The sequence below is a fragment of the Rhizobium sp. NZLR10 genome (assembly GCF_019685125.1).
Taxonomy (GTDB): domain Bacteria; phylum Pseudomonadota; class Alphaproteobacteria; order Rhizobiales; family Rhizobiaceae; genus Rhizobium.
The window spans coordinates 158234-182219 of sequence record NZ_JABDWE010000012.1 but is presented as its reverse complement, the minus strand read 5'-3'; the positions used below and the strand labels follow the sequence as shown (position 1 = coordinate 182219).

The window sequence follows — 23986 nt, the reverse complement described above, 5'->3', positions numbered from 1 at the left end:
TGCCGGCCCTTTTCGGGCCGCGGCTTGGCGGCCCCAACGCTTTCCAAGCCGGATGCCATGCGTTATCCCTGAAGACGAAGCAGTCAGCAGCGGCGCATTGGCAAAGTCATGGATCAGGTTCTCTATTCGACGCCCGACAATCCCGCCCCGGAAAACCGCACGGAGGGGTTCTTCGAAACCCATGACGGCCACCGGCTGCGTTATGCCGTTTTCCGTTCCGGCGCCCAGGTCGCCAAGGGCACTGTCGTCATCCTGCATGGCCGCAACGAATATATCGAAAAATATTTCGAGACGATCCGCGACCTGACGGCCAAAGGCCTCTGGGTCGCTACCTTCGACATGCGCGGCCAAGGCGGTTCGCCGCGGCTGCTGAAGCGCCGCAATCACGGCCACATCCGCCGCTTCGTCGATTACGAGCGCGATCTGGACACCTTCCTCGAAAAGGTGGTGCTGCCGGATACACGCCTGCCCTTCTACCTGCTCGCCCATTCCACAGGCGGGCTGATCGCGCTCTCGGCCGCCCCCTATCTTACCACCCGTATCGATCGCATGGTGCTGTCGGCGCCCTTCATCGGCCTGACCGGCCAGTCGGCATCACCGCGCGTTATCCGAACGCTTGCCGGCACGTTGACCGCCCTCGGCCTCGGCTTCCTGCCGCTGACGTCGAAACTGAAGGAGCCGGATTTCCGCGACAATCCGCTGACCTCGGACGAACACCGTTTCGAGCGCAATGTCGCGATGATGAAAGCCCATCCGGAGCTGACGCTCGGGCCGCCGACGGCCCGCTGGTTGATCGAGGCTTTTCGCACCATGGACCGGGTGACCTCACCCAACCATCTCTTCTCGATCACCATCCCGACCATCGTCATCGCCCCGACCCGTGACGGTGTCGTGCCCTACACGGCGCAGGAGCGGCTATCGCGTTATTTCCGCGCCGGTCAACTGGTGCCGATCAACGGCGCCCGCCACGAGATCTTCCAGGAACGGGATACCTACCGCGCGGCAGCCCTTGCCGCCTTCCACGCCTTCATTCCCGGCAGCGATGCCGAAGAAAACCAGGACGTCGTCGCCCTCGGAACCTGACACCCGATCGGCACGACCGAGCTTGGGATTAGCGCTGCAGGACGGCGATCGCCTGCTCGTAGACCGCCCGGCTGCCGGCGGCGATGATCGAGCCGCCGTTTTCCGGCCGTCCGCCGTCCCAGGTGGTGATGATGCCGCCCGCCCCCTCGATGACGGGAATGATGCCGCCGACGTCATAGGGCTTCAGGCTGTTTTCGATGACGAGATCGATATGGCCGGCGGCAAGCAGCGCATAGGCATAGCAGTCGCAGCCGTAGCGGAAGAGCCGGACCTGACCCTCGATCTCGCGGTATTTCTCCATCTCCTCGCCGTTAAAGAGATGCGGAGAGGTGGTGAACAGGATGGCGTTCGAAAGCGTGTCGCACTGGCGCGTCGCCAGCCGCCGCTCCCCCTCCGGCCCGGTATAGAGCGAGCCGTTCTGGTCGGCGAAATAACGTTCGCCGGTAAATGGCTGTTCGATCATGCCCATGATCGCCCGCCCCTCTTTCTGCAGGCCGATAAGCGTTCCCCACACCGGCACGCCTGAGATGAACGCACGCGTGCCGTCGATCGGATCGATCACCCAGACATATTCGCGGTCGAGCCCGACATTGCCGTGTTCCTCGCCGAGAATGCCGTGGCCGGGGAAATTCTCCTCGATCAGCGCCCGGATGGCGAGTTCGGCCGCCCGGTCGCCCTCCGTCACCGGATCGAAACCGGAGGAAAGCTTGTTCGTGACATCGAGACCGGAGCGGAAGCGCGGCAGCGTCTCGGCTCGGGCGGCTTCCGCCAGGCGGTTGAAGAACGAACGGTCAGGAAGCATGAGGGATCCGTTTGGCTGGCGGGAGTGACGCTTTCATAACGAAAAGCAGCGGGAATGCAAACACAGCAGGCAGTTCGATAGGGTTGCGACGAACCCTCCAATCGCTTCCATTACGCGCCCACTGCCCAAAGATGTCGCAGCGCAATATATTGCTTGACATTTGTGCAATGCAATAGTAGCGTCGTTTGTACAGTCTTCTGACTGTAAATACCCTCCTTGGGTGTTTCCTCCCTAGACTTAGCCGCGCTTACAAGCGCGGTTTTTTTTGGCCGGGAAGACCAAGTGGAAAGACGTCGGTATAATCGACAGAGGTTATTCGGCGGCCAGCGCCCGATCGCCGGCGAATTTCTCGACATAATCTGCCATCTGCTGCATGAAACCCGTGACTGCCTCAGCGACCGCGGCGAAGTCGGCGCGTTTCTCCAGCGTCGCCTCGTCGACATAGATCGCCCGGTTCACTTCGATCTGCAGCGCGTGCAGTCCGCGCGAAGGCCGGCCGTAATGTTCGGTGATGAAGCCGCCGGCATAAGGCTTGTTGCGGATCGCCGCAAAGCCCATTTCCTCGAGGATGGCGATGGCCGCGCGCGAAAGCTCGGCCGAAGCGCTGGTGCCATAACGATCGCCGATTATGAAGTCGGGCCGTGCGGTGCTGCCGGCGACGCGCACATTGCCGGGCATCGAGTGGCAGTCGATCAGCACGCCGAAACCGAACTGCACATGCGTCCGCGCGATCAGCCGGCGCAGCGCCGCATGATAGGGCTTGTAGACCGCTTCGACCCGGTCGAGCCCCTCCTGCACCGGCAGGCGCCGCGCATAGATCTCCATGTTCTCGGCGACGATACGCGGGATGGTGCCGAGCCCGCCGGCGACGCGGAGCGAATTGACATTTGCATAGGGTGGCAACAGCCCGTCGAACATCCGCGGATCGAGTTCGTAGGGCTCGCGATTGACGTCGAGAAAGGCGCGCGGAAAGTTGGCCGCCAGCAGCGGTGCGCCGAGTGCGACGGCCGAGCCGAACAGCTCGTCGACATAGTGATCCTCGGAACGACGGATGGCGATACCCTCGAGCCTGGACTGCGCGATAAATTCCGGTGGATAAATACGGCCGCTATGGGGGGAGTTGTAGACGAAAGGGATGGTCTGCGACACGGGCTCATGAACCTCAAAAAGCTCGTATTCGCGTATTTCCGGCACTTTCGGCCCTCTTTACCATGTCATGAACTGACTGCTTTGCCCATGTTGCCAGTTGCCCGGCCTCAAGTCCATACTATGTAGCAGGGATGGCGGTCGGGCACGGGCAATTCACCGGTTGTTTACCGGGTGAAGACTAGTGTAAACGCTTGGCAGCCCACCAAAAACTTATTGATCAGCGGTCTGGATTGATGACTCAGAAGATACTTCTCGCAGAAGACGACAACGACATGCGCCGCTTCCTGGTGAAAGCGCTCGAAAAGGCCGGTTACAAGGTCCTTTCCTATGACAATGGCGCCAGCGCCTACGACCGGCTGCGCGAGGAGCCGTTTTCGCTGCTGTTGACCGATATCGTCATGCCGGAAATGGACGGCATCGAGTTGGCGCGCCGCGCCACCGAACTCGACCCCGACCTGAAGGTGATGTTCATCACCGGTTTTGCGGCGGTGGCGCTGAACCCTGATTCGAAGGCGCCGAAGGATGCCAAGGTCCTTTCCAAGCCTTTCCACCTGCGCGATCTCGTTGACGAGGTCAACAAGATGCTTGCCGCGTAAGGCTTGCCGGGCGGCACGTCACAAAACTGCAAAAAGCCTATTGACGGCTCCAAAGGTTTTGTGATCTATCCGCCGCCATCGGATGGGCGTGTAGCTCAGCGGGAGAGCACTACGTTGACATCGTAGGGGTCACAGGTTCAATCCCTGTCACGCCCACCATCCGATCCCCTTGCCCCACAAGGGATTTCGCCAAGCCGCTGTTTGGTGAATTTTCTCGGTCTCCATCCCATTTATTTTTGCCGATGCCGGACCTTCGTCGCTTCTCGAGGCGACATCGACATGGCCTGTCCCGGCAAACCATGTTGTCGGCCTTGGCTGGTCCGTGCAGATGGCAGTCATGACGCGCCGCATATGAGGGCGTGCTCACACGATCATCAATTGCACATCACTCGCTGGGATTCAGCCCCTCGTTGCTCGAGCATCCGGAAGTCCGGTTTTGTGACGGAGAGATGACGGGTTTGTGACAAAACGCGTGTTATTTCAGCAACATAGCTGACCGAGCCTACTGTCATGATCGACAATCTCGTTGCGGCGCAGCATCGCCTATGTAATTTCCGCGGCGAGGCAGGCGCCAAGCTAAAGGGTGCCGCTTCGGTCACACGGGGTGAAGATACGTAGGGACTGCCGATGGCAACGGTCTTCATCCTCTTGCATCTGAACTGGAGGTTATTCCATGAACATTAAGCGCCTTCTTCTCGGCTCCGCTGCTGCACTTGCAGCAGTATCCGGCGCTCAGGCTGCCGACGCTATCGTTGCTGCCGAACCGGAACCGGTTGAATATGTCCGCGTCTGCGACGCTTACGGCACCGGCTACTTCTACATCCCGGGCACCGAAACCTGCCTCAAGATCAACGGCTACATCCGTTTCCAGGTTGACGTTGCTCCGCACGCCAGCTCGATCGGCGCCGGCGGCGGCGGTTCCGTCGCCAACGACTCGGATTGGGACGCCCGTACGCGCGGCCAGGTTCAGTTCACCGCCAAGAGCGACACCGAATACGGTCCGCTGACCGGCGTCATCGTCATGCAGTTCAATGCTGACAACGCAACCGCTCAGAAGGCTCAGCTCGACTCCGCTTATATCGACATCGCCGGCTTCCGCGCCGGTCTGTTCTACAGCTGGTGGGATGACGGCCTCTCAGGCGAAACCGACGACATCGGTTCGCCGGTCACGCTGCATAACTCCATCCGTTATCAGTACGAAACCGACGCTTTCTACGCTGGCATCAGCGTCGACGAGCTGGAAGACAGCCCGTTCTATGATGGCGAAACCGCCAACAACGTCGGCGTTGCAGTCGGTCTCGGCGGCAAGGCTGGTGCATTCAGCTACCAGATCACTGCCGGTTACGACACCGACAACGAAGAAGGCGCCGTCCGCGCTATGGGTACGGTTGCTGTCGGTCCGGGCACGCTCGGCCTCGCAGTTGTCTACGCAACGAACCCGAACGCCTATTACAACAAGGCTGAATGGGCGATCGCGGCCGAATACGCCATCAAGGCGACTGACAAGCTGAAGATTACCCCGGCTGTTCAGTACTACGACAACTACGGTGTCACTGCTGGCGAGTTCAACGACGACGTCAGCGCCTGGAAGGCCGGCGTAACGATCGACTACCAGATCGTTGAAAACCTCTCGGCAAAGGTTTCGGTTCAGTACCTCGATCCGGACAATGCTGAAGACGTAACCTCGGGCTACTTCCGCCTGCAGCGCGCGTTCTAATAAAAGGCTGCAGCACTTCAAAGTGCTGCAGCGTCCTCTGTGCGTCTTAAAAGACGCGGGGCACTGTAAACCGGCAGCTACAAATTCCTGATCTGACTGACCTCCGATCGGGAAAGAATGGGCCTGGATTTCCCTGCCTGGGCCCATTCCCCTTGACCAGAAGTGCGTCCAAGACGGCAGGCGCTCGATGAGCGCCTTGCCATCGTCGCGTCACATCGGTCCTTTTTCGATGTCCGGCCGCCAATCCCATTGCTTGACCTTGCAATCGATCGCCGGCAGGCCCGGCGGCCATGGTATCTTTGTGCCGCGGGGACAATGGAACCAAATTCGGACACAGAGCCATGCCATGGCGAATCGAGGCTGAGAGGTGTGATTCGCCTCGCCAGGACATGGGGTTTGAGATCGAAATGAAGTTATCCGCGTTTGTTGCCGCCGCCATTTTTTCCGTCGCCCTGGCCCTGCCGGCTTCTGCCGCGCAAGCTCCTGTAGAGACGTTTCCAGGGGCTCCGGGGGTCATTACGCTGTCCGGCAAATGCGCCAAGCTTGTTGTCGCCAAGTTCGATGCCACCAAGGGCTGCAAGAACGAACTTGCCAGCGTCACCCTCGCCAATGGGGTGGTGACCTTCATCTTCACGTCGGATGGCAAGGCGCTTGGGTTCCAGGGCGACGGTAGCGGCATCAAGCCCGCTTCCAACGGTAATGCCCGCCTGCCGCTCAGCCTCGTCACCACGGGTGTCGGCAACAAGATGACCGGGGAGGTCAAGGTCGCCGGCTTCTGCACTTTCGGCAATCCCTATGCCGGCAAGCCGATCGCGATCGAATGCACTGCCGAAAGCAAGGATTCCTCGTTTGCCGGCAGCTTCCGCACCGGCGGCAAACTGGTGAAAAAGGGAAAGTAGAGCAGTTCCAGCAAAAGTGCGCGGCGATTTTACGTCCGGGATTGAGTGAAAACCCGAGATTGCGTGAAAACAAAGAGGCACAGCATTCCGTGATTCGAAGAAAAACGGAAATGCTCTGGCCGTCAGGCACACCAGGCGCCGCCGGCAGCGCCCGGCTTGCGCGCCAGCCCTTCATTGATCAGCTGCGCGCCGAAAGAGCGCCCGTCGCGCGAGACGACGCGCGGCGCGCCTGAGGGCTCGGCTTTGCCCGCGGCATTCATGGTGAAGGGACCGGCGTTCAGAAGCGCCAGCAGCCGCGACTTGGCGGCAAAGGCGACCCTGCGTTCGCCATCGCAGCGCGCCTGGTCGACGACAGGGCTTGCCATATCGGCGATCACGATCTTCTCGCCCTTGTACCAGAAGACGCCGCCATCGCCGACGCAATTGATATGGGCGCCCTGCCCGCAATAACCGAACGCGACCGTCCCGGTTTCCGGATTGGCAGGGGTAAGCGGGGACGGCACCGCCTTGACCGGCTGGATGACCGGCGTCGGGATCGTCGCCGGCGGCAGCAGCTGCGATTGCGGCGCCGGCGGTACGGCTTTCGGCAAGGGTGTGGCAAGCGCCACCTGCTTCGGCGACACGTCCTTCCTGACGGCAGGTCTCGGCTCCGCCGTTTCCCGCGTCATCGACGCCGATTGCCCTGCAAACATCGGCTGAATGCTCTTCCAATGGTCGTGGGCGATAATGCCGCCGATCGCGGCGATGCCGATCACTGCCCAGGGCAGCAATCCGCCACTGCTGCTCGCTTTGCTCTTTCCTCTCGCCGGCGCCTTGCGGCGGCCGCGTGTCGCTGTCCTGGCCATCTGTCCGATTCCCGTGAGGCAGGGATTATCGCCGCCCAATCCTTTCTGAAAGGTTGGCGCGGCGACAGGATGATGTCTTGTTCGCCGATCTTTACCTCAAATGACATTTAGGCACCGGCCGGCATCGGAGAAGCCGGTGGGGGAATCGAAACGCCTGAGGGGAAAAAGCCGAACAAATCCCGTATCGGCCGACTGCCTTCTCACGACGCTGGCCGCCGCCTGCGTGCTCTTCGCCTTCTGGAAGCTCAAACAACGGCTCGGCTCCAATTCCGCACGGCATGTCGATCGGGATGAGGACCAGTCGAAAACGAGACGCCCGGCATCATACCGGGCGCCTGTATCTGCGTGATTGTCTGTTGCTCATTCGGAGGGTGCGGCTGCAGGATCGTTTTTTGCAACCGGTGTCGTGCCACCGACGGACGCGGCCAGCGGCTTTTCCCGTTTGCGGATATTGATGCGCTCGTCCGCCGCCTCGCGTACGGCCTGCCATTCATTCTCGTGCCGGATGAAGATCTCGCGGGGCACAAAGTTGATCGTCATATTGTTCTCACCCTGTTTCAAATCTGCCGTCAGTGCGCAAAAGAGCCTTCCGGAATGCTGGTTATTTCTTGGTCTCTGCATTGCTCTTGATGTCGGGACCACCCTTGGAAAGATCTGCACCGGTAACGTGGGCCGGCACGTGAATGTCGTGATAGACGCCGGGTGTCAGTGTCAGGTCGACCTGATGCGGCGGCAGCACCTGCGCCTTCTGCATGCGATTTGGCTTTGCCCGCTTCATGCGGTCGGCAGCCTCTGCGCGTTTGTCGGGGACATGGGTCGAAGTGTGCATCATCGGCCTCCTCTTTTAAGCTCAACCAGTGGCTAACGGTCGGGCACCGGGATGGTTCCAAAAAAACACCTGATCTCCATGCGGCCACCGGCCTTGACAGGCCGGGGAAGTTCATTACCTAGGGCCTATCCCGCAGCCTTCCAGACATCGGCTGACGGGGAACTTTGGTGCCGGGCCCCTCTGGCGAGAGTTTTTAACGGCGCTCTCGTGATGTCGGTATCGCCTGCAGCTTAGCCGGCGGATTTTTCATCGATGAACAAGCTCACCATGCCTGACCCGCATGCCCGTGGTGGCATGCCTCCTCTTTCCAACATAGCCACCCCTTTCAACAGGATTTGCGGCCGCGAGGTGCGGCCATGATCCAGTCCGTAACCCACAAATCCTCGCTCAGCTATTTCCGCTGGGCCTTCATCGTCACTGCCCTCGGCCTCGTTCTCGGCGCCGTGCTCGGCTGGCAGACGACCGGCACGATCGGCGGCATGGCGACCGTCTTCTTCATCTGCACGGTGCTTGCGGTGCTGGAGATCTCGCTGTCCTTCGACAATGCCATCGTCAATGCCAATAAGCTGAAGGAGATGACGCCGGTCTGGCAGCAGCGCTTCCTGACCTGGGGCATCATCATTGCCGTCTTCGGCATGCGCATCGTCTTCCCGCTGGCAATCGTCGCGATCGCCGCACAGATCGGCCCTTGGGATGCTCTGGTGCTAGCCGCCCGCGAACCTGCCGAATATGCCCGCATCATGAATGACGCGCATCTGCCGATCGCAGCCTTCGGCGGTACCTTCCTGATGATGGTCGGCCTCAACTACTTCTTCGACCACAAGAAGGAGATCCACTGGCTTCCGAGCCTTGAAAGGATGATGGCCCGCTCGGCCACCATCAAGGGCATCGAGATCGCTTTCGTGCTGACGCTGATGCTCGTTTTCTCCTGGCTGATCGGCGGCGAGGAAGCCACCGTCTTCGTCCATTGCGCCATCTACGGCCTGCTCACCTTCCTCGCGGTCGAAGTGGTCGGCGGGCTGCTCGATGCCTCGCAGCAGACGATGAGCGCTGCCGCCAAGGGCGGCCTCGGCGCCTTCATCTATCTGGAGGTGCTGGATGCCAGTTTCTCCTTCGACGGCGTTATCGGCGCCTTCGCTTTGACGCAGAACCTCTTCGTCATTGCGATCGGCCTCGGCATCGGCGCCATGTACGTGCGTTCGATGACGATCATGCTGGTGGAGAAGGGAACGCTTGCCGAATACCGCTATCTCGAACATGGCGCCTTCTACGCCATCCTGATCCTCGCGGTGATCATGTATACGCAGACCCTGGTGCACATCCCCGAGGTGATCACCGGTCTCGGCGGCGCAGCCCTCATCGGCCTGTCGCTCTGGTCGTCCATCCGCCACAACAAGCGCGAGCGGATAGAGGATCACACCGCCAAGCAAGACGAGCTTCACGCCTGACGATTACAATGCACGTCGCCCGGAAGTGTGCAGCGGTTCCGGGATGACGACATGCATAAACAAGACCAAAGCCGCGACGCCCAGCGTTGCGGCATCCCCATTGGACAAAAATAAAGCCCGCGACCAACCGGTTGCGGGCTATTTCATGCATTCATGCCTTGAAGGTCTTAGCGGATGACCTGACCAAAGGAGACCGGGTCGATGCCGAGTTCCCTCAGATCGCGGGCACGCGGGCGGCGGCCGGCTTCAACAGCGGCGCTGACGGCGTTTGCGGCACCGAGCGCAGCAAATGCGCGGCCAAGGAAACCGGTATGGACTGAATTACGGATAGCGGACATTGTCTTTTCTTCTCGCTCTATGATTGACCAGTTATAGGTGGGCACCCGCACCCGCTGCAACAATGCTCAGAAAATCACCTCAGCCATGCAGAAACAGGAGGCCGGCACACATTTCCATGGCCGGCCTCGAGGGAGGGGGTAATGTCGTCTTTTTCTTCTAGCCTTCTTTGTTCTAGTCTTCGTTTGCCGCTAGCTGCGCCAGCACCTGGCCGCGGCCGCGAAGCCGCAGAATCAGCGGGATGAGAAAGGCCGCCGCTGCCACGATAAGCAGGCCCGCCGCGATCGGCGACATCACCAGCGTCGTGACGTCGCCCTGGCTGATCGCCAGCGCCCGGCGCAGTTGCTGCTCGGCCAGAGGCCCAAGGATCAGGCCGACGACCGCAGGCGCGATCGGATAGCCGAAGAGCCGCATGAGATAGCCGAGCACGCCGAAGGCGAGCAGCATGCTAAGCTCGAACACCGACGGGTTGGCGCCGATCGTCCCGAGCGTTGCAAACAGTAGGATGCCCGCATAGAGCCACGGCTTCGGGATCGTCAGCAGCTTTACCCAGAGCCCGATCATCGGCAGGTTCAGCACCAGCAGCATTGCATTGGCGATGAGCAGACTGGCGATCAGGCCCCAGACGAGCTGCGGATTGGTGGCAAACAGCAGCGGCCCCGGCTGCAAGCCGTATTGCTGGAAGCCGGCCAGCATGATTGCTGCCGTTGCCGTCGTCGGCAAGCCGAGTGTCAGAAGCGGCACCAGCGTGCCGGCGGCCGACGCGTTGTTTGCCGCCTCAGGACCGGCCACGCCCTCGATCGCGCCATGGCCGAACTCCTCTGGGTTCTTCGCCAGCCGCTTTTCGGTCGCGTAGGACAGGAAGGTGCCGATTTCGGCGCCGCCCGCCGGCATCGCGCCGATCGGAAAGCCGATCAAGGTGCCGCGCAACCAGGGCTTCCATGATCGCGCCCAGTCCTCAGCCGTCATCCACAGCGAACCCTTGACCGCCTCGACCTTCTCCGCGATCCGGTTGCCCTGCGCGGCGATATAAAGCGTCTCGCCGATCGCAAACATCGCCACTGCCAGCGTCGTCACCTCGACACCGTCGAGCAGGTCGGGAATGCCGAAGGAAAGCCGCGCCTGTCCCGTCTGCTGGTCGATGCCGACCATGGCGAGCGCAAACCCGATGAACAGCGACGTCAGCCCTCTCAATGCCGAATCGCCGAAGGCCGAGGAGACGGTGACGAAGGCAAGCACCATGAGCGCGAAATATTCGCGCGGCCCGAAGACCAGCGCCAGCTTGACGATATAGGGAGCGATGAAGGCAAGCCCGAGCGTGGCAATCAGACCAGCGACGAAGGAGCCGATCGCTGCCGTCGCCAGCGCCGGCCCGCCGCGCCCGGCACGCGCCATCTTGTTGCCCTCGAGCGCGGTGACGATCGAGGCGCTTTCACCCGGCGTGTTGAGCAGGATCGAGGTGGTCGAACCGCCATACATGCCGCCGTAATAAATGCCGGCGAACATGATCAGCGAGCCGCCGGGATCGAGCTTGTAGGTGACGGGCAATAGCAGCGCCACGGTGAGTGCCGGGCCGATGCCGGGAAGCACGCCGACGGCGGTGCCGAGCGTCACGCCGACCAACGCATAAACCAGGTTCATCGGCTGCATCGCAACCAGGATACCCTGCCATAGGAATTCGAATGTGTTCATCTTGGTGTCCCAAGCGGCGTTCCCGACCATGCGATTTCGAGGTCAGGCGCCGCGCAAAATCAAAACAGCCGACAGCGCGTCCCGCGCGGTCAGAAGAACAGATGCTCGAGCGGCCCGGCCGGCAGCGTCAGCTGCAGCATCTGCGAGAAGATCGCCCAGACGACGAAGCTGAGGACGATGCCAAACGGCAGCGAGATCCACAGCTTGCGTTTGCCGAAGCCGCGTGCCGTCAGCGCGAAGAGGATGCCGGTCGCAATCGAGAAGCCGGCGACCCGCAGAAGCAGCATTTGGCCGGCCAGACCGGCGACGATCCAGATGACCGGCGCCACCTCCTGCCGCTCGCGCTCCGGAAACTCGCCGCGCCAGGCTTCGGCGACGGTCCAGATCCCGAGACAGAAGAGGCCGAACGCCACCACTTCAGGCACTGTCGCCGGACCGATGCGGTCGTATTGCGCGATCGTTTTCAGATGCGAGGCGTCCCAGGCCATCACGCCGGCGACGACGAAGAGGAAAACGGCAATGATGAACGCCGCCCAATCAGGGCGGCGTGTCGTTGCCGAGGAGGTGTTATCCTCGCTCATTGAACAAGCCCGATATCTTTGAGAATGCCTTCGGTGGCGGAGACGTCCTTCTCGAGCTGCGCCTTGAAGGCGTCGCCGGACAGATAGGTGTCGGCCCAGCCCTTGGTCTTCAGAGTTTCCTGCCAGGTGGCGGAGCTATGCAGCTTCTCGAAATCGGCGGTGACACTTGCCACCTGCTCTGCCGACAGGCCGGGGGCTGCGGCAACCATGCGCCAGTTCTGGATGACGACGTCGGTGCCGGCTTCCTTCAGCGTCGGCGCATCGACGCCGTCGATGCGCTTGTCGCTCGATACGGCGAGAAGACGCAGCGTGCCGGATTTCACCTGCGATTCGAACTCGCTGTAGCTCGAGACGCCGGCCGTGACCTGGCCGCCGAGAATGGCGGCGAGCGCTTCGCCGCCGCCGGAGAAGGCGACGTAGTTGATCTTCGTCGGATCGACGCCGGAGGCCTTGGCGATCAGGCCGACGGCGATGTGGTCGGTACCGCCGGCTGAACCGCCGCCCCAGGAAACCGCGCCCGGATCCTTCTTCAGCGCCGCAACCAGATCGGCCATGGTCTTGATGTCGGACGCAGCAGGAACGACGACGGCTTCATATTCACCGGTCAGCCGGGCGATCGGCGTAACGTCCTTGAGCGTCACCGGCGACTTGTTGGTGAGAATCGCGCCGACCATGACATAGCCGCCGACGATCAGCGAATTCGGATTGCCGGCAGCCTGGCTGCTGAACTGCGCAAGGCCGATGGTGCCGCCGGCGCCGGGAACGTTCTGGACCTGCACGTTGCCGGAGATCTTCTCCTGCTGCAACGCGGTCTGCAGCGAACGGGCCGTTTGGTCCCAGCCGCCGCCGGGAGCCGCCGGTGCGATGATGGTGTAGTCGGCCGCATAGGCCGGCAGCGCTATGGTCGCGGCAAAAAGGGTTGCGATGAACGTATGCTTCACGATGTTTCCTCCGTCGGCGGCTGAGCGAACCGCCTGTTATTCTCCAGGGAATCGGGAGGAATGGCCGGCCAGCGGACGCAAGTGTCCTGATGACGAGCAGGATACCTCCCAAAGCTTCAGCTCTCCGCCTCCACGGAGAAGAAGTAGCCAAAGCCACCACAACAAGCTGTCATTTAGCTGACACCGGCGAGATAACCGGGCGAAGAGGACACTTTTTTGCCGTAATTGCCAGACGCGGGTCTAAATCCCGGGGTCCCATATGGACCGGCCGAAACGTGAGGCTCGTCACTGCGCCCGCAAAACCTCGTTCCAGTGCGCGATCAACCGCGCCCGTTTGACTTGGTCGAGATAGACCATCAGTCCGGGACTGACCGGCACCGGTCGAAGTTGGGCGCCGAGCAGTTCCTGCAGCGTATTGGCGGTATTTTCCCCCGCCACCTCGGGGCTGACCGCCGGGATCTGCAACTCGCGCGCCATGATCGTCTGCCCCTCCCTCGACATGAAGAAGGTGAGATAGCGCCGGCCGAGCTCCGGCTCGGCGGCCGCCTGCGGCACCAGCCCGATCCGCGACATCACCACGGTATAGTCCTTCGGCAGCACGATGCCGACATCCGGATAGCGCGAGGCCCAGTCGGCCGCATAGGAGCCGAGGATATTGTAGCCGAGCACGAAGCGCCCGTCGGCCACACGTTCGAGGATTGCCGAACTCGTTGAATAGAGCTTGACGCCGGCAGCCCCCATCGCTCCGATGACCGACCAGATGTCGCCGAACTGCTCCTGGTCGCGCGCCATGAACAGAAAACCGACGCCGGAGCGCTCGATATCGTAGGTACCGATCCGCCCATGGACGTCGTTGCCCTTGCGGTTCAAGTAGTCGACGAATTCCGCCCGCGAGCTCGGCACCGGCTCGTGCGCAAAACTCGGCTTGTGATAGACGAACACCGCCGGCTCGAAGGTCAGCGCATAGGCGGTGTTGCGCCAGTTCGCCCATTTCGGCCAGGCGGCACTCATCGGCAGATTGCTGACTTGCGCATATCCGTCGTTGGAGAGCTTCACCTGCAGATCCATCGCCGAGGAAAAGGCAAAGTCCGCTGTCTTCTTGCCGGCATCTGTCTCCCTGACGATCCGGTCGTAGATGTCGCCGGTCAGCATGTCCTCATACCTGACCGCAACGTCGGGATTGGCCTCCTGGAAACCCCCGATCATCGGCTGCGCCAACGGCTCGTCGAGCGAGGAATAAACCGTCAGCACCGGCGCATCGGCGCTGCCCGACTTCGCCGGATAGAAGGCCTGATCGGCCAGCGCAAAGCCCGGCCAACACGCCAGCAGCAAGATGAAAACTCTCCTCATGCCCCAACAATGCCTGAGCATGCCGGGGGGAGCAAGGGCGCTGGTCAGACAGTCGATGGCGCCCGTTTGCGGGTCAGAGTTCGCGCTCGAAGAACAGCAGGATCTGCTCAAGCGCTGGCGGGACCGGATAATATGCATCCCGTTCGCGGAAACCGAGACGGCGATAGAGCCCCTGCGCCGCCGTCTGCAGAATGCCGGTATCGAGCCGCATCGAGTGGTAGCCGTCCATCCTTTGCCCGGGCCATCGATGCCTCGCAGAGCGCTGCGGCGATGCCGCGGCCGCGTGCCGCCGCCGAGACGAAAAGTCTTTTCATCTCTGCAATGCCTGGCCCTTGCTCGTGATGCATGACACAGCCGACAGGCTCTCCATCGAGCCGCGCCAAGAGGATAGCACCCTTCGGCCTTTTGTGAATCTGCGGCAGGTCGACGAGCAGCGCCTCGAATTTCTGCGGATTGTAATAGGCATCGATGACTGGTCGATGCCGCGGGTAATTGTCATAGAGCCATTGCCGGAACGATCGGCAGAGATCCTGCACGGCGGTCATTTCCGCCTGGCTCTGAGCGAACTCGACCGTCAGTTCCGCCATTTGCCAAACCTCCCGATGCCTCATCGCTTTTATCATGAACAAGCTGCGCCGTGGAGATCGAACTAGAGCACGATGCCGAAAAGTGTGTCCGGTTTTCGGCGGACGTCGTGCTCTAACTATTGAACTTAGAACAGGATTCAGACTTTAGGCCAAGCGGGCCTAAAATCATCCTGTTCTAGGCGGCGACCCATTCCATCAGAGCATTTTGCGCATGCAGCAAAAAGGCCTTGGCAGGCAGAGCGGATGCTCCATCGCCCCGGCAGTCACCTCCTGGCCGCGCGTCACCGGCGGGCACGGCAGGAAGATCGCGTCGCCGGGCAAACGATCGAGAATATCGGTGCCGATCCGGTAACCGGCAAGCACCTCCGCGGCGGCTTCGTCCGGCCATGAATCGGTGATGACGCCGTCGGTATCTGATAACTCACCCATATCGGTGCTCATGCGGAAGCGCCCGTTGAGCAGTGCGACGTCATGGATGTGCCAGCGCTCGGGATAGACCTGCACCACGTCGATCGGCAATGCGATCGACGCTTCGGCCCAGGAACGGAGAATATTCGCGTCTGCCGCCACGCCAACGACCTTCAACCTATCGATCGAGCCGCGCCGGCTCTTGATATAGGCAAGGTCGCCGAGCGTCTCGCAGGGGGGTTGGAGCGCGTGCGCGCATTGATGACAGGCACCGGCGAGGCTGCCGCCACCGCCTTCAACGTAGAAAGCTCCTTCGTGCGGATCACCAGCATGTCGAACCAGTTGCCGAGATAACCCGCAAGATCGCCGGCTTCCTCTCGGCCGTTGAAGCCGATCGGCACATGCACGCAGATACCGCCCATCGCCTGGATGCCGAGATCGAAGGCACTCGTGTTTCGCCAGCCGCCGTCGTCGGCAATCAGCGCGACGCGCCTGCCCGCGAGGTTCTGCGGCATGGTGCGCTCTTCCCAAGTTATGGCGAGTTCCCCGGCGCGAGCGATAATCGATCGAAGTCCGGCCTCCGGAATATCTTGAAACTCCAGAAAATCCCGGGTCGAACCTGTCATCCAAAATCTCCGTCGCGCGTGAAACGTCGTCACAATAACGGGCGCCGGCCTCGTAGCAACCACGCACGGAAGCAACCGCGAATCACATTCCGTGGCGGATACCCCTCGCAATTGTCTTCCAGGCCATGCGCCTACGTCCGGCTCAAGCCCCGAACTGACCGACAGCCACTTTTTATAATACCGACGCCAAAGCATCGGCTGAAGCAGATCACTCCGCTTCGTCGATTAGAATCGCCTTTTCATCCCAAAGGATTAGCGCTGAACGCGATCCCTCACCCATTCAGAGTATTGATGAAGATCGGCGACGCTATATGGTCGCGCAGCCGTGTTAAAACGTCGAAACCGCCAGAATTTCTATTCGGTGGACGACTCTGCGCGACAAAAACTCTATAAAAAGCTAGACTAAACTGGGAAGATCCATGGGAGGGGTCATGGAACGACGACTGAGCGCTATTCTCGCTGCGGATGTCGTTGGCTACAGCCGACTGATGGGCATCGATGAGTCCGGCACGTTGCAGGCGCTGAACCGCCATCGCTGCGAACTGGTCGACATTCGTATTTCAGACTACAAGGGCCGGATCGTCAAACTCACCGGCGACGGCATCCTTGCCGAATTCCAGAGCGTGGTAAACGCGGTCGCCTGCGCCGCCGAAATCCAGCGCAGCATGGCGGCCCGCAACGAGAACGTGCCCAAGGACGAACGCGTCGAATTCCGCATCGGCATCAATCTTGGCGACGTCGTGGTCGAGAACGGCGATATCTTCGGAGATGGCGTCAATCTCGCCGCCAGGCTTGAGCGTATCGCAGCGCCGGGCGGCATCGCTGTGTCGGCCTCGGTGCGCGATCAGGTCGGCTCGCGCCTCAATCTCGGCTTCGAATTCATCGGCGAGCATATGCTGAAGAACATCCGGCAGCCGGTTCAGGTCTATACCGTCACCCTGGCGCCGCCCTCCTCGGCGAAATTGGTCGCGCAGAACCGCAATACCTGCTTCATCGCAGTGCTGCCCTTCACCAATATGAGCGGCGACGCCGATCAGGACTATTTCTCCGACGGCATCACCGAAGACATCATCACCGATCTCTCCAAGATCTCCAGCCTGCACGTCGTGCCGCGCAATACCATCTTCACCTACAAGGGCATCTCGGTGAAGGTGAAGCGGCTCGCCCAGGAACTTGGCGTGCGCTACGTGCTCGAAGGAAGCGTGCGCATCTTCGGCAATCGCGTGCGCATTTCCGGCCAATTGATCGACACCGCCAATGGCGATCATCTCTGGGCCGAGCGTTATGACCGCGACCTGACCGACATCTTCGCCATCCAGGACGAGATCACCCATGCGATCGTCGGCCAGTTGAAGGTGCGTCTGCTGCCGGAAGAAAAGAAGGCGATCGCCAATGAGCCGACCGCCAATGTCGAGGCCTATACCTATTATCTCAGGGGCCGCCAGCTCTCCCATACCTGGACCAAATCCTATCTCGAACTCGCAAGGCGCATGTTCTGCAAGGCGGTTGAACTCGACCCGGATTATGCCCGCGCTTATGCCGGCATCGCCGATTGCGACGCGGCGATCCGCGACTGGGCACCTGATGACGTGCCGCTGAGGCGCATCCTCGAGATGAGCGCCCGCGCGCTTGCGCTTGATCCCGACCTTCCCGAGGCCCACGCTTCTCATGGTCTGGCCCTGCATCAGAGCGGCTTTGACGGGAGGGCGGCGGCGGCCTTCGAACGTGCATTGGCGCTGGACCCGAACCTTTTCGAGGCGAATTTCCATTATGCCCGGTTCTTCTTCATGCACGGCAACTTTGCCGAATCGGTTCAATATTTCACCCGCGCCGCCGCGATCCGCCCTGACGACTACGTCTCGCCGATCCACCTGATGTCCGCCTACCGCTCGCTCGGCCGTGTGTCGGATACGGAAAACTGGGCGCGCCTCGGCCTGCTGCGCGCCGAACGCGCGCTGAACGTCAATCCGGAAAATTCCGGCCCGGCCCATCGCGGCGCGCTGGCGCTTGCCCATATGGGCGACGCGATGAGGGCACGCGACTGGGCTGCGCGCGCGATCGCCATCGATCCTGATGACATCGTCGCGCAGTACAATCTCGCCTGCGTCTATTCCGTCCTCGGCGATGTCGACCAGGCGATCGATCTCCTTGAAAGGCTGCTGCCTCACAGCTCCGTCTACCATATCAAATGGTTCAACAATGATTCCGATCTCGACAACATCCGCGACGATCCTCGCTTCCAGAGGCTGCTGGCCGCCGCGATGATGCAGCGCGAACGGGTCGAAAGGACCGGGAGCTGAAGCCAGGCCCTTCCCGCCGTTCACTGGCGCATCGCGCCCGAAAATCAGCATCGATTTTCGGAAAGCACGATGCGAGGATTGAAAGTGTTTCAGCGTCCTTTGCGCGTCTGACAGGCGCGCGGCGCTGTAAGCTCCAAAATCGCTGTGACATCGCTCCCCCACCTCTGTAATCTCCTTTGAAAAACAGGGGGAGATCCGTGCGCATCCTGCTCACCGAAGACAATATCGCGCTGGCCGACGGCCTGTCGGCGATCTTGCGCGGCACGGGCCATGCCGTCGATGTCGTTCACGACGGCGCATCCGCCAATGCGGTCATCGCCGCTGAAAATTTCGATCTGGTGATCCTCGACCTCAACCTGCCCGAGATGGACGGGCTCGACGTGCTGCGCGCCATGCGCGCCCGGCAAAACCAGGCAGCCGTGCTCATCCTGACCGCACGCGGTACGCCGGAAGAACGGGTGAAGGGTCTCGATCTCGGTGCCGACGATTATCTGATCAAACCCTTCGACATCGCCGAATTCGAGGCCCGCGTGCGCGTATTGCTGCGCCGCCAGGCAGGCCTGCGCTCGGCGACTGTCAGTTTTGGCAGCATCTCGTTCGATCTCAATTCCCGAGCCTTTTCGGCAGGCGCCACGCCGCTGGACATTCCCGCCCGCGAACTTGGGCTGCTCGAAATTCTTTTCATGCGGGCCGGCAAGGTCGTCGCCAAGGAGGCGATCATCCAGTCGCTGACGGCCTTCGACGACGACATTTCGGCAAACGCCATCGAGCAATATGTCAGCCGCCTGAGGAAACGTCTCTCACCGCACGGCCTGACGGTCAAGACCGCCCGCGGCATCGGCTATTATCTCGACAAGCTTCCCGAGGCCTCATGAAAGCCGCCTATTCCCTCAGGCGCCGGCTGCTCTTCTGGCTACTTGTGTCCACAGCGGTCATCGGCACGCTGGCGCTCGCCGATACCTATCGCGAGGCGGTCCAGACCTCGAACATCGTCTCCGACCGTGTGCTCGCCGGCTCCGCGCTGGCGATCGCCGAACGCGTCGTCGTTGCCGAAGACGGCACCCTGCAGGTCGATATCCCCTATGTTGCGCTTGAAATGCTGACCTCGGCCGCGCAGGACCGCGTCTTCTACCGCGTCGACGGTCCGCCGGGCAAATTTATCACCGGTTACCAGTCGCTGCCGGTCCTGAAGAAGACACCCGCCAATGCCGCCGCCTTCGCCGACGACAGCTTCCGCGGAGAGCCGATCCGCGTCGCCACACTCGAACGCTCCGCCTCGACGGGCATCCGCTCCGTGCCCTTCGTGGTGACGGTCGCCGAAACCACCATTGGCCGACGGCAGCTGGCGCAAGCAATCCTCGTTCGCTCGGCACTCCGCCTCGCCTTCATGATCGCGGGTGCCGCCGTCATTGTCTGGATCTCGGTCACGGTGGCCCTGCGTCCGCTCTACAAACTCGGCGACGCCATCGGCGAACGCAGCCCCGATGATCTGCATCCGATCGAGCAGACGGTGCCGAGCGAGGTCCAGCCGCTGGTCGATACGGTGAATAGCTTCATGGTCCGCCTGCAATCGGCCCTCGATGCGCTCCGCCACTTCACCGGCAATGCCAGCCATCAGCTGCGCACGCCGCTGGCGATCATCCGCACCCAGCTTGCTCTCTCTGCCCGCGCCGGCTCGCTTGGGGAGGCGCAGGCGGCAGCTCTGAAGGGCGATCAGGCGGTGGCGCATGCCGAGCGCATCCTCGCCCAGCTTCTCCTGATGGCAAAGATCGACGCGGCCACCGCGAAGGAAGCACTGACCGCCTCCGCCATCGATCTTGCCGCCATCGCCCAGGAAATTACCGGTGAGCAGATCCCGACGGCTGCCGTCGCCGGCATCGATCTCGGTTTCGAGGGCGGAAGCCCGGCGATGATCCGCGCCGAGCCGCTGCTCATCGGCGAAATGCTGCGCAACCTTGCCGGAAATGCCATCGCCTATGCCGGCAAGGGAGCTGAGGTCACCGTCCGCATCATCGCAGCAGCAGAGACGATCCGCCTCGAAGTCGAGGACAACGGCCCCGGCATTCCACGCAACAAGCTGGAGGCGGTGCGCGGGCGGTTTTCGCGCGGCAATGAGACAGGTGCGCCGGGCGCCGGCCTCGGCCTGCCGATCGTCGAGGAAATCGCCAATCTTTTCAATGCCAACCTGACGCTGGAGCCGGGCCCGGATGGCAGGGGCCTGAAGGCGGCCGTCACCTTCGCCAAGGCCGCATAAAAGCCTTCAGCCTCAACAACGCCGCGCGTCTTTCGGACGCGCTAAGGACGCCGTAGCATTTTGAATCGCGGCATAATTCCTTAAATCGATTCCGATTTAAGGAATTATGCCGGTGACCTTTCCAGCTTGCTTTCTTTCGCTGCATTGCACACACTGATTTCGGGAACAGCAAGCCGCACGACGATGCGCGCCGGATAAAAGAGAAATATGTCGATCAAAGCCAGCATCTATCATCTGACCCATTACACTTATGATAAACCGATCCGCCTCGGCCCACAGATCATCCGACTGAAACCTGCCTCGCATTCGAAGACACGGGTGCTCAGCCACTCGCTGAAGGTCACGCCCTCCAACCATTTCGTCAACCTGCAGCAGGATCCCTACGGCAATTACCTCGCCCGCTACGTCTTTCCGGACCCGGTGACGGAGTTCAAGATCGAGGTCGATCTCGTCGCCGACATGACGGTCTACAATCCCTTCGACTTCTTCGTCGAGGAAGAGGCAACCAAGTGGCCCTTCGGGTACCCTGAGACGATCCAGGAAGATCTCTCGATCTATATGACGCCGGAACCGGCCGGTCCCCGCCTGAAGGCAATGCTGCCGACGCTCGACTGGTCGCCCGACCAGCCGACGGTCGATATGATCGTCGGCCTGAATGCCCGCCTGCAGCGGCAGATCGGCTATGTCATCCGCATGGAAACCGGCGTGCAGACGCCGGAGGAGACGCTTGAAAGCGCCAAGGGCTCCTGCCGCGACACCAGTTGGCTGCTCGTCCAGATCCTTCGCCATCTCGGCCTTGCCGCCCGCTTCGTCTCCGGCTACCTCATCCAGCTGACGCCGGACCTGAAAGCACTCGACGGCCCCTCCGGCACCAAAGTCGATTTCACCGACCTGCATGCCTGGGCGGAGGTCTATCTGCCCGGCGCCGGCTGGGTCGGCCTTGATCCGACGTCTGGGCTGCTGACCGGCGAAAGCCACATCCCGCTTGCCGCCACGCCGCATTATCGCAACGCCGCGCCGATCTCGGGCGGTTATTTCGGCGAGGCCGAAACCGAATTCGCCTTCGACATGAAGGTCTCGCGCGTCGCCGAACACCCGCGCATCACCAAGCCTTTCTCCGATGAAAGCTGGGACGAACTCAACGAACTCGGCGAGAAGGTCGATCGTGTCCTCGAAGCCGAGGACGTGCATCTGACGATGGGCGGCGAACCGACCTTCGTTTCGATCGACGATTTCCAGTCCGAGGAGTGGAACACCGCCGCCGTCGGCCCGACCAAGCGCGAAAAGGCCGACAGCCTGATCCGCCGGCTGCACGAACGCTTCGCCCCCGGCGGTTTCCTGCATTATGGCCAGGGCAAATGGTATCCGGGCGAAAGCCTGCCGCGCTGGACCTTCTCGCTCTACTGGCGCCGCGACGGCAAGCCGGTCTGGCAGAACCTCGATCTGGTGGCTGTCGAAGGCAAAGATACCGGCGTCACCGCCGAGGATGCCGAGAAGTTTTTGACGGCGATCGCAAAGGAACTGGCGATCAAGCCTGACATGGTGCAGCCGGCCTATGAGGATCCAGCCGACTGGATCATCAAGGAAGGCAGCCTTCCCGAAAACGTCGATCCGTCGAATTCGAAGCTGAAGGATCCCGAAGAACGCAACCGCATCGCCCGGGTGTTTGCCCGTGGCCTTACCGTCCCCACGGGTTACATCCTCCCGGTTCAAGCATGGAACGCCAAGGCGGCTGAAAGCCGCGTCTGGGTCAGCGAGAAATGGCGCACCCGCCGCGGCAATATCTTTCTCGTCCCGGGCGACAGTCCCATCGGTTACCGCCTGCCGCTCGGCACACTGCCCTATGTTCCCCCGGCGCGTTATCCCTATATCCACCCCGCCGATCCGACGATCCCACGTGAACCGCTGCCTGATGTCTTTGTACCGGCCGGCCGCGCCATGCCTGAAGCCTCTTTCAATGCCGACGAGGGCAATCGCGGCCGGATCGAACAGACGCTCGGTGAACTCCGCGGGGCCGTGCGCACCGCCATGTCGGTCGAGCCGCGCGACGGCAGGCTCTGCGTCTTCATGCCGCCGGTCGAGCGCATCGAAGATTATCTCGAGCTGATCGCCGCTGCCGAAAACGCCGCCGCCGAGCTCAAGCTTCCTGTCCACATCGAAGGTTACCCGCCGCCGCAGGACGAGCGCATCAATGTCATCCGCGTCGCCCCGGATCCCGGCGTCATCGAGGTCAACATTCATCCGGCCTCGAACTGGAAGGACTGCGTCGATATCACTACGGCGATCTACGAGGAGGCGCGTGACACCCGGCTTGGCGCCGACAAGTTCATGATCGACGGCCGTCATACCGGCACCGGCGGCGGCAACCATGTCGTCGTCGGCAGCGCCAATCCGAACAACAGCCCGTTCCTGCGCCGTCCCGATCTCTTAAAGAGCGTCGTCCTGCACTGGCAGCGGCACCCCTCGCTCTCCTACCTCTTCTCCGGCATGTTCATCGGCCCGACCAGCCAGGCGCCGCGCATCGATGAGGCTCGTCACGACAGCCTCTACGAGCTGGAGATCGCCATGGCGCAGATCGCTGCACCCGGCCGCGGCCAGCAGCCGCTGCCCTGGCTCGTCGACCGCCTGTTCCGCCACCTTTTGACCGACGTTACCGGCAACACCCACCGCGCCGAGATCTGTATCGACAAGCTGTTTTCGCCGGACGGTCCGACCGGACGGCTCGGCCTCATCGAGTTCCGTGGCTTCGAAATGCCGCCGAACGCCCGCATGTCGCTCGCCCAGCAATTGCTGGTCCGCGCGCTGATCGCCCGGTTCTGGGTCAACCCGGTCGATGGCAAATTCGTCCGCTGGGGCACAACTCTGCACGACCGTTTCATGCTGCCGCATTTCGTCTGGGCCGATTTCCTCGACGTGCTTGCCGACCTTCGCGAAAACGGCTTCGACGTCAGTTCGGAATGGTTCAAGGCTCAGCTCGAATTCCGCTTCCCCTTCTGCGGCGAGGTCGAATACGAAGGCTCCAAACTGGAGCTGCGCCAGGCGCTTGAACCCTGGCACGTCATGGGCGAGGAAGGTGCGCCGGGCGGCACTGCCCGTTACGTCGACAGCTCCGTCGAGCGCCTTCAAGTGCGGCTCGAGACCAGCAATGCGGCGCGCTACACCGTCACCTGCAATGGCCGCACTCTGCCGCTGACGCCGACCGGCACCTCCGGCGTATCGGTCGCCGGCGTCCGTTACAAGGCGTGGCAGCCGTCCTCCGGCCTGCATCCCGTCTTGCCGATCAACACGCCTTTGACTTTTGACATTTATGATACATGGTCGAAGCGTTCGATCGGCGGCTGCATCTATCATGTTGCCCATCCGGGCGGCCGGACCTATGACACCTTCCCGGTCAACGGCAACGAGGCGGAAGCAAGGCGGCTCGCCCGCTTCGAGCCGTGGGGACATACGGCGGGTGGTTATATCCCGCGCGCCGAGACGGGTTCTCTTGAATTCCCGCTAACGCTGGATCTGAGGCGGCCCGCCGGAATTTGAAGCCGGGGG

20 protein-coding genes, 1 tRNA gene and 2 pseudogenes are annotated in these 23986 nt (G+C 61.8%); 10 read left to right on the top strand and 13 right to left on the bottom strand.

What is annotated here, in order from left to right; genetic code table 11:
• The first annotated feature begins 108 nt into the window (after positions 1-108).
• Positions 109-1083 carry an alpha/beta fold hydrolase gene (locus HJB82_RS19255; RefSeq protein WP_221141018.1) on the top strand — a complete coding sequence of 325 codons (975 nt, stop codon included), beginning with the start codon at positions 109-111 and terminating at the stop codon, positions 1081-1083.
• A gap of 28 nt (positions 1084-1111) precedes the next feature.
• On the opposite strand, the gene hisN is transcribed toward HJB82_RS19255, so the two are convergent.
• Positions 1112-1885: a histidinol-phosphatase gene (gene hisN, locus HJB82_RS19250; protein WP_207581771.1), complete on the bottom strand. Its 774-nt coding sequence runs from the start codon at positions 1883-1885 to the stop codon at positions 1112-1114.
• A 312-nt stretch (positions 1886-2197) separates the two neighbouring features.
• Complete coding sequence (locus HJB82_RS19245) at positions 2198-3079, bottom strand: N-formylglutamate amidohydrolase (protein WP_221116430.1); 882 nt, start codon at positions 3077-3079, stop codon at positions 2198-2200.
• Positions 3080-3267: 188 nt separating this feature from the next.
• Between HJB82_RS19245 and cpdR1 the strand changes: the two genes are divergently transcribed.
• From cpdR1 to HJB82_RS19225, 4 genes are all read left to right on the top strand, one after another.
• Positions 3268-3630 carry a response regulator CpdR1 gene (gene cpdR1, locus HJB82_RS19240; RefSeq protein WP_003542883.1) on the top strand — a complete coding sequence of 121 codons (363 nt, stop codon included), beginning with the start codon at positions 3268-3270 and terminating at the stop codon, positions 3628-3630.
• Between the two features lie 84 nt (positions 3631-3714).
• Positions 3715-3789: transfer RNA gene (locus tag HJB82_RS19235), tRNA-Val, on the top strand.
• Between the two features lie 514 nt (positions 3790-4303).
• Positions 4304-5347, top strand: a complete 1044-nt coding sequence (locus HJB82_RS19230) for a porin (RefSeq protein WP_221141016.1) — start codon at positions 4304-4306, stop codon at positions 5345-5347.
• A 389-nt stretch (positions 5348-5736) separates the two neighbouring features.
• Complete coding sequence (locus HJB82_RS19225; RefSeq protein ID WP_207584375.1) at positions 5737-6246, top strand: hypothetical protein; 510 nt, start codon at positions 5737-5739, stop codon at positions 6244-6246.
• 122 nt (positions 6247-6368) lie between these two features.
• Here the strand turns inward: HJB82_RS19225 and HJB82_RS19220 are convergent, their stop codons facing one another.
• The 3 genes from HJB82_RS19220 to HJB82_RS19210 all read right to left on the bottom strand — a co-directional run bounded on the left by HJB82_RS19220 (position 6369) and on the right by HJB82_RS19210 (position 7923).
• On the bottom strand, positions 6369-7091 hold the full coding sequence (locus HJB82_RS19220) for a hypothetical protein (RefSeq protein WP_221141015.1): 723 nt from the start codon (positions 7089-7091) through the stop codon (positions 6369-6371).
• Between the two features lie 360 nt (positions 7092-7451).
• Positions 7452-7631 (bottom strand): hypothetical protein, encoded by a 180-nt coding sequence (locus HJB82_RS19215; protein WP_221141012.1) that lies wholly within the window; start codon positions 7629-7631, stop codon positions 7452-7454.
• A gap of 61 nt (positions 7632-7692) precedes the next feature.
• On the bottom strand, positions 7693-7923 hold the full coding sequence (locus HJB82_RS19210) for a hypothetical protein (protein WP_221116432.1): 231 nt from the start codon (positions 7921-7923) through the stop codon (positions 7693-7695).
• Between the two features lie 353 nt (positions 7924-8276).
• Here HJB82_RS19210 and HJB82_RS19205 point away from each other — a divergent pair, with 353 nt between their 5' ends.
• Positions 8277-9368 (top strand): DUF475 domain-containing protein, encoded by a 1092-nt coding sequence (locus tag HJB82_RS19205; protein WP_221131758.1) that lies wholly within the window; start codon positions 8277-8279, stop codon positions 9366-9368.
• Between the two features lie 167 nt (positions 9369-9535).
• On the opposite strand, the gene HJB82_RS19200 is transcribed toward HJB82_RS19205, so the two are convergent.
• From HJB82_RS19200 to HJB82_RS19170, 8 genes and pseudogenes are all read right to left on the bottom strand, one after another.
• Positions 9536-9706 (bottom strand): hypothetical protein, encoded by a 171-nt coding sequence (locus tag HJB82_RS19200; RefSeq protein ID WP_221131757.1) that lies wholly within the window; start codon positions 9704-9706, stop codon positions 9536-9538.
• Positions 9707-9878: 172 nt separating this feature from the next.
• Complete coding sequence (locus HJB82_RS19195; protein ID WP_221131756.1) at positions 9879-11396, bottom strand: tripartite tricarboxylate transporter permease; 1518 nt, start codon at positions 11394-11396, stop codon at positions 9879-9881.
• An 89-nt stretch (positions 11397-11485) separates the two neighbouring features.
• Complete coding sequence (locus tag HJB82_RS19190) at positions 11486-11977, bottom strand: tripartite tricarboxylate transporter TctB family protein (RefSeq protein ID WP_221131755.1); 492 nt, start codon at positions 11975-11977, stop codon at positions 11486-11488.
• Positions 11974-12918 carry a tripartite tricarboxylate transporter substrate binding protein gene (locus HJB82_RS19185; RefSeq protein ID WP_221141010.1) on the bottom strand — a complete coding sequence of 315 codons (945 nt, stop codon included), beginning with the start codon at positions 12916-12918 and terminating at the stop codon, positions 11974-11976. Before HJB82_RS19185 ends, HJB82_RS19190 begins: the two co-directional genes overlap by 4 nt.
• Before the next feature lie 285 nt (positions 12919-13203).
• Positions 13204-14250: an ABC transporter substrate-binding protein gene (locus HJB82_RS19180; protein WP_221131753.1), complete on the bottom strand. Its 1047-nt coding sequence runs from the start codon at positions 14248-14250 to the stop codon at positions 13204-13206.
• Positions 14251-14341: 91 nt separating this feature from the next.
• Positions 14342-14497, bottom strand: a complete 156-nt coding sequence (locus tag HJB82_RS31655) for a hypothetical protein (RefSeq protein WP_259673972.1) — start codon at positions 14495-14497, stop codon at positions 14342-14344.
• A gap of 58 nt (positions 14498-14555) precedes the next feature.
• Positions 14556-14813 (bottom strand): annotated as a pseudogene (locus tag HJB82_RS31650) (GNAT family N-acetyltransferase); the annotation flags it as partial.
• Between the two features lie 217 nt (positions 14814-15030).
• Positions 15031-15889, bottom strand: a pseudogene (locus tag HJB82_RS19170) (ornithine carbamoyltransferase).
• 431 nt (positions 15890-16320) lie between these two features.
• Here HJB82_RS19170 and HJB82_RS19165 point away from each other — a divergent pair.
• From HJB82_RS19165 to HJB82_RS19150, 4 genes are all read left to right on the top strand, one after another.
• On the top strand, positions 16321-18189 hold the full coding sequence (locus HJB82_RS19165) for an adenylate/guanylate cyclase domain-containing protein (protein ID WP_221116630.1): 1869 nt from the start codon (positions 16321-16323) through the stop codon (positions 18187-18189).
• Between the two features lie 197 nt (positions 18190-18386).
• Positions 18387-19064, top strand: coding sequence for a response regulator transcription factor (locus HJB82_RS19160; protein ID WP_207581784.1), 678 nt, complete (start codon positions 18387-18389; stop codon positions 19062-19064).
• A complete protein-coding gene (locus HJB82_RS19155; protein ID WP_221131750.1) occupies positions 19061-20443 on the top strand; it encodes a sensor histidine kinase in 1383 nt (460 codons plus the stop codon). The genes HJB82_RS19160 and HJB82_RS19155 overlap by 4 nt, the downstream gene beginning before the upstream one ends.
• Before the next feature lie 207 nt (positions 20444-20650).
• Entirely contained in the window at positions 20651-23977 is a 3327-nt protein-coding gene (locus HJB82_RS19150; protein WP_207581786.1) for a DUF2126 domain-containing protein, read from the top strand.
• The last annotated feature ends 9 nt before the right edge of the window (positions 23978-23986 follow it).